Source organism: Streptomyces viridochromogenes (genome assembly GCF_001270495.1).
GTDB lineage: Bacteria > Actinomycetota > Actinomycetes > Streptomycetales > Streptomycetaceae > Streptomyces > Streptomyces viridochromogenes_A.
The window spans coordinates 1-502 of the sequence record NZ_LGUR01000102.1; the positions used below are offsets into that span (position 1 = coordinate 1).

Genomic DNA, 502 nt, shown 5'->3' on the forward strand with positions numbered 1-502 from the left:
CACCACCAACGGAACCAAGCCCACAGCGGGCGCGGTCATGTCCCCCTGCTCGCTGGTCACCGGCTCCGGCGGCTGCTCCAGGATGACGTGCGCGTTGGTGCCGGACACGCCGAAGCCGGAGACAGCCGCACGGCGAGGCCGGTCGTTCTCGGGCCACGGTCGGGCTTCGGTGAGCAGCTCCACATGCCCGGCCGACCAGTCGACCTGCGGGGAGGGTTCGTCGACGTGCAGGGTGCGGGGCAGCACGCCGTGCTGCATCGCCATGACCATCTTGATGACACCGCCGACGCCGGCGGCGGCCTGCGTATGGCCGATGTTCGACTTCAACGAGCCCAGCCACAAAGGCTGTTCGGCGTCGTGGTCCTGGCCGTAGGTGGCCAGCAGCGCCTGCGCCTCGATCGGATCGCCGAGCGTCGTGCCCGTGCCGTGAGCCTCCACGGCGTCCACATCCGCACCGGTCAGCCCCGCACTCGCCAACGCCCGCCGGATCACCCGCCGTTGG

The 502-nt window shown here is 70.9% G+C and carries 1 protein-coding gene; it reads right to left on the reverse strand.

Features of this window, described 5'->3' with window-relative positions; translation table 11 throughout:
- A partial coding sequence (locus ADK36_RS10845) for a ketoacyl-synthetase C-terminal extension domain-containing protein (RefSeq protein WP_199830147.1) occupies window positions 1-502 on the reverse strand: 502 nt, incomplete at both ends.